Source organism: Nostoc sp. UHCC 0252 (assembly GCF_034931145.1).
Taxonomy (GTDB): domain Bacteria; phylum Cyanobacteriota; class Cyanobacteriia; order Cyanobacteriales; family Nostocaceae; genus Nostoc.
The window spans coordinates 24665-29281 of sequence record NZ_JAYGHE010000088.1 but is presented as its reverse complement, the minus strand read 5'-3'; the positions used below and the strand labels follow the sequence as shown (position 1 = coordinate 29281).

The following is a 4617-nucleotide window of genomic DNA, read 5'->3' as shown; positions in this document are numbered from 1 at the left end:
ATATCATTTACAGGTAATGATATTCAGTGTGTCACTGCCCATAATCAGCGAGAGGATGCTAATAGAGTGGCGACACAGATTGCTGATGCTTGGAGTGAAGGGAAATACAAAACTGGGGAAGATGTAACAGCTTTTATTAAATCTCTGCCGACTGATGCTGTCATAGACCCATTGCCCCAAAATATTGTGATGCAATTAAGTCAGCAGGCATTAAGCGCAAGGAAGTAGTTAGAACGATGGCTTTACAGAGTACGTTCAATTGCTGCGACATTGGGCATTTCAAGGAAGACCGTGGGTTTAGGAATCTGGATCGATGCAGTTGAGATGCTCACAGCCAAAAGCTTGAGTCATCATTGCAGCTAGCTGTTGAGAAACTTGTCCATCAAAGTTGAGTTTGAGCATGATTTGGTCATAGGTTTGTCCCTGGGTTATCTGTTTTGCTATTTGCTCAAACTCTACCCAAGTCAAATCACTCTCAACAAATGCTTTCGCAAGGGTAATTACCAGCTTTTCATAATCATTGTCTTCCAGTTTTGTCATCATTCGGTGTTCAATGTGAAGCGAATCATCGAAACAGTAATACCAGGATTTCGGTTGCTCTTTCACTACCTTTCGGAAAAAATCTTGTTGTTTGGAAAGGTTAACAGCGCGATCTGCTTCACTACATACCATTAAAATAGGAGCGGAAACACAGCCTTGAGCCTTTTCTGAAACTTCCTTTGCCAACTGAAGAAATATCCGTAATGCCTTGAGACAAAAACCTTTATAACCAAAATTGCCAGATGCGTCTTTGTTAAACCATTCAAAGTAAATTGGTAGGATTTTGATAAGTTGATCTAATAGTGAGTAACGGCTAGCTAAATAAGGGGTGAACAATAAAGTGCTGTCAATCTCCTGGGGATGCTCTAAAGCTAACCAAGCGGCTAAAGTTCCACCTGTTGACAATCCACCAATTACAACTTGTTGGCCTAGTGTTTTTGCTATCTGCAACCATTTGAGAAGAAATTCTTGATATATCTGAATATCTGTTGGGAGTGGTGGGGGATTTTTACGACTCCAGTTTCCTGAGCGTCCATGACCGGGCTGTAAAGGAATTAGAACGTTATGTCCCTTGTTAAAGAAGGCTTGACCGAGCGGCTCAAACTGGTAGGGGCCTGCTGTAAAACCATGCAAAAACAAAAAAACTTTTGACGTGAAGTAAGGATGAATTAAAAATTTGGAGCGACAGGCTTCATTTTTCAGACCTAGTGTGGACTCTAATTGGTGAACTTGCTCCAGGGTTTCTGCTGTATTTTGAATGCCAACTTTCATTTATTACTTATTGTGTTCACATATATAGTTCACTTTATTGATTAAGTAGTTACTTCAAATCTAGCAGAGGACATATTCTTAAGTTAGTCTGTCAGAAGTGAGAAATATTTTTTATTATTATTGATGAGTATTCACTCCAAACTAATTTTCCACAACCCATCTAGTGCATTAGATTGTTGCAATTGACTATCATTGCTACCAAGCCAATTATTGTCATACACCAAGCCAAGACTGAACGTGCTACTTACAGGATATTGCCCTATTTTTCCAAAACCTTCAATATTGTTTGAGTCAGTAATTACCCGTTGGTTCAACTGTATGGTCGTTTGGTTGCCGTCATCAAAATAAATTGTGGCCCGCTTGTTGTGAAAGCTGACCTGAACTTTGTAGACCCCACCAGTTGCATAATAGTAAGCTCTAGCAGGTAGCTTTTGACCATCAATATTTTGCCCTTTGAACTCAACTGCCATTGCAGGCGTGCCTAGCAGCAACAAGACTGGCAGGAATAAGCCTAAAACTTTCATTGGTACTAACAATCACTTTCAATGAAACTATTTTCTACTTTAAAACATAAAACTAATTTGTGGATTAACTAGCGATCGCTTGGCTGAAATTGGGAATCCTAAAGTAAGTAAGAGTGACTTTTAGTACAAATGGTTTTTAAATTTGGCTTGATTGGTGTTGCGGCTTTGTTTCTAGCTCAAATGTCTTTACCCGTATTTGCCAACAATCTTACCGCTACAGTTGTAAGCGTAGGTGACGGTGACACCATACGGGTGAGAACTGGTAACAAAACTGTGACTGTTCGCCTCGCTTGCATTGACGCACCAGAGATGAAACAGAATCCTTGGGGTCAACAATCATCAACAAGACTCAAACAATTGCTCCCAGTAGGACAAGGAATTACCCTACGTCCTGTTGAAACTGATAAGTACAAGCGTTTAGTTGCAGAGATTTATATCGGGAATCGCAGCGTCAACGTCAATATGGTACAAGAGGGTCAGGCTGTGGTCTATCGTCAGTACCTCAAAGGCTGCCCGCAGTCTAAAGATAGCCTGTTGCAAGCTGAAAACTATGCCAAACAACAGCGCCTAGCTTTCTGGAATCAGGCTAGTCCTGTGATGCCTTGGGACTTCCGCCACGGAACTACTCGGCAGACAGCCTTAAAACCAACTCAACCGCAGCAACAGAATAACTGTGATCCCTCTTACCCAGATTTTTGCATTCCAAAGAATTCACCAGACTTAAATTGCCGAGATATTAGCCAACGAAGGTTTAAAGTGCTGCCACCCGATCCTCATGGTTTTGACAGAGATGGTGATGGGATTGGGTGCGAACGGTAAAAACGAAAACAATAGTGCAATTCTCAAAATTTAGTAAAAAGTAATTGAGAACAGAAAGGTTGTAGGGCAATCGCACTACTTGAGACTATGCACTCATAGATTCAGAAGTCAGCAAACCAGACATAGCCAATATTCGTTGTGACCAAGTAGACGCAATATCTGCAATATTTGCAGTTTCGCTTGAGTTATTCCAAATATTGAGCCAGTTTTGTTTCCAGCCTTGCAACAAGCCAAGAAGTTGATCTAATTCAATATTAATTTGGCTTTCTCGCTGGATCAAAGACAAATACAGTAAAATTTCGTCTAACAATACGGGAACTACTTCAAGGCTTGCACTTTTTTGTGACCAAGAGTTAAGACGTGCCAAACTAACGGCCAACTCTCCCAATTGTTGTGCGTGGGATAGGCTTAGAAAACTAGTTTCAATTGTACTCCAGTTGGGCATTATAATCCTCCTAGCAATTGCTGGGTAATCTGGGTGACGCGTTCTCGAATTTCGGGGGATCTAATTACCATACTACGGTTATTTTGGCTGGGGCGGATGTTGATGATTGACTCAAAGACAATTTCCTGAGTCGAAGGAGACCAATCAGCACCCCAAATATCTCGTTGTCTGCTTCCGTCTTTGAGTAACTCTTGTTCACATTCGTAATGGCGAACGCCACCACCTGCAATAATTCTGCGTTCGATGTCTACTGCTATTTTAATAAATACCTCCCAAGTTTTCAGCATTTCTTCTATTTCTTCACTCGTAGCAGGCTCACGGATAATTAAAATCAATTGAAATTAGTCCTATTTAGCAATTAACAACGTCAACTTATACACTACTGGTTCATGCCAAACAAATGAAGGTAGGCAATTGGTAATTTTTAGTTGTGCGTTGAGAACTCAGCTTGGGACACCGAGAGTCTTTAAAACAAACAAATAACTAAGCCAGTTGACTCTATCAAGCGTTCTAGATTTCCTCAAAGATGATTCCGATGACCCACCAAGTCTGAAAACTGGTTGTAAAAACTTCATTCCCTCAGATTCAGGGCGATCTCATTTTTATGAGAACTGCGATCGCCTTATTTAGTGTAGTGTTAAGCGGCTTGTAAGCCACACCATCTCTAGCGTAAAAACATAGTCATGATTTTCCGAGTAGCTAGGCTGAAATCATCGCATTGCAAAGCTAAAGCGATCGCTTTTGGCTGTGAGTGATTTACTCTTTACTAGCATCACTTTATCAATTATATTATGGATACGTCAAGTGACACTAGTAAAGAATATATTATGTTAGAACTAGATTTAATTACCACTGTGGCGTGGAAACAAGCTTTTGGGGAGAAGCTGAAGCAGATGCGTGGAAAAGTTTCTAGGCGCTCACTTGCCGATGAAATCCAATCAAGATTTGATTACAAGGTTTCTCAGCAATATATTCAGCTTTTAGAAAATCCAGCTATGCCAAAAGCTCCTCAAAACGTCTCTTTTCAACTGCTTAGATATATTTGTCAAGTGCTTGAACGTGATGTACAAGAGATTTTTGGTGTTCCTAAAATTATTTCCCATTAATTTATAAGTGGCACTTGACATTTATAAGTGTAGCTAGTAAATTATAAATATAGCGGAGGAAAAAAGCGCCAGCCTCCCAGAAAAATAAAGCGGCGCTCACCATTGAACCTTGAAAAAAGTGAACAGAAAACAAAGCCCCCAGGTAGCGGAAGCGGCGAATAGTCAAGGCTGCTGAAGTGAGGTAAGGGTGGAGTGGGTTCCAAATAAAAAGTTGCTACAGCATTACGGAAGTCGCTTTGAAGCTTGTTGCCGACTGCCGCCCGATCAAGAGATATGCTGCTGTAGCAAGCTCCAGTCACTGGCTAGGAGCAAAAAATATGAGGCTTCGCCAATTCTAGAGTGAAGTGTTGTGCAAGCACAACAAACTAACCAATAAAAATAGGACGATCGCTGCCCTGAGAAAGTATGCGAT

Annotated in this window: 7 protein-coding genes; 3 read left to right on the top strand and 4 right to left on the bottom strand. The window is 40.8% G+C overall.

From position 1 onward, the window contains the following. Positions 1-228 (top strand): hypothetical protein (locus VB732_RS31120; RefSeq protein ID WP_323234711.1); only part of this gene is annotated, 228 nt, incomplete at its 5' end. Positions 229-297: 69 nt separating this feature from the next. On the opposite strand, the gene VB732_RS31115 is transcribed toward VB732_RS31120, so the two are convergent. Beyond that, the gene (locus VB732_RS31115; protein ID WP_323234710.1) at positions 298-1311 is read right to left on the bottom strand and encodes an alpha/beta hydrolase; all 1014 of its coding nucleotides are present in this window, start codon (positions 1309-1311) and stop codon (positions 298-300) included. 131 nt (positions 1312-1442) lie between these two features. Then, the gene (locus VB732_RS31110) at positions 1443-1835 is read right to left on the bottom strand and encodes a hypothetical protein (RefSeq protein ID WP_323234709.1); all 393 of its coding nucleotides are present in this window, start codon (positions 1833-1835) and stop codon (positions 1443-1445) included. Between the two features lie 129 nt (positions 1836-1964). On the opposite strand from VB732_RS31110, the gene VB732_RS31105 reads away from it, so the two are divergent. After that, the gene (locus tag VB732_RS31105) at positions 1965-2654 is read left to right on the top strand and encodes a thermonuclease family protein (protein WP_323234708.1); all 690 of its coding nucleotides are present in this window, start codon (positions 1965-1967) and stop codon (positions 2652-2654) included. Positions 2655-2739: 85 nt separating this feature from the next. Here the strand turns inward: VB732_RS31105 and VB732_RS31100 are convergent, their stop codons facing one another. Further along, positions 2740-3099, bottom strand: coding sequence for a hypothetical protein (locus VB732_RS31100; protein ID WP_323234707.1), 360 nt, complete (start codon positions 3097-3099; stop codon positions 2740-2742). Beyond that, complete coding sequence (locus VB732_RS31095) at positions 3099-3434, bottom strand: DUF5674 family protein (protein ID WP_323234706.1); 336 nt, start codon at positions 3432-3434, stop codon at positions 3099-3101. The genes VB732_RS31100 and VB732_RS31095 overlap by 1 nt, the downstream gene beginning before the upstream one ends. 492 nt (positions 3435-3926) lie before the next feature. On the opposite strand from VB732_RS31095, the gene VB732_RS31090 reads away from it, so the two are divergent. Further along, positions 3927-4205, top strand: coding sequence for a hypothetical protein (locus VB732_RS31090; RefSeq protein ID WP_242061012.1), 279 nt, complete (start codon positions 3927-3929; stop codon positions 4203-4205). Positions 4206-4617 lie beyond the last annotated feature (412 nt).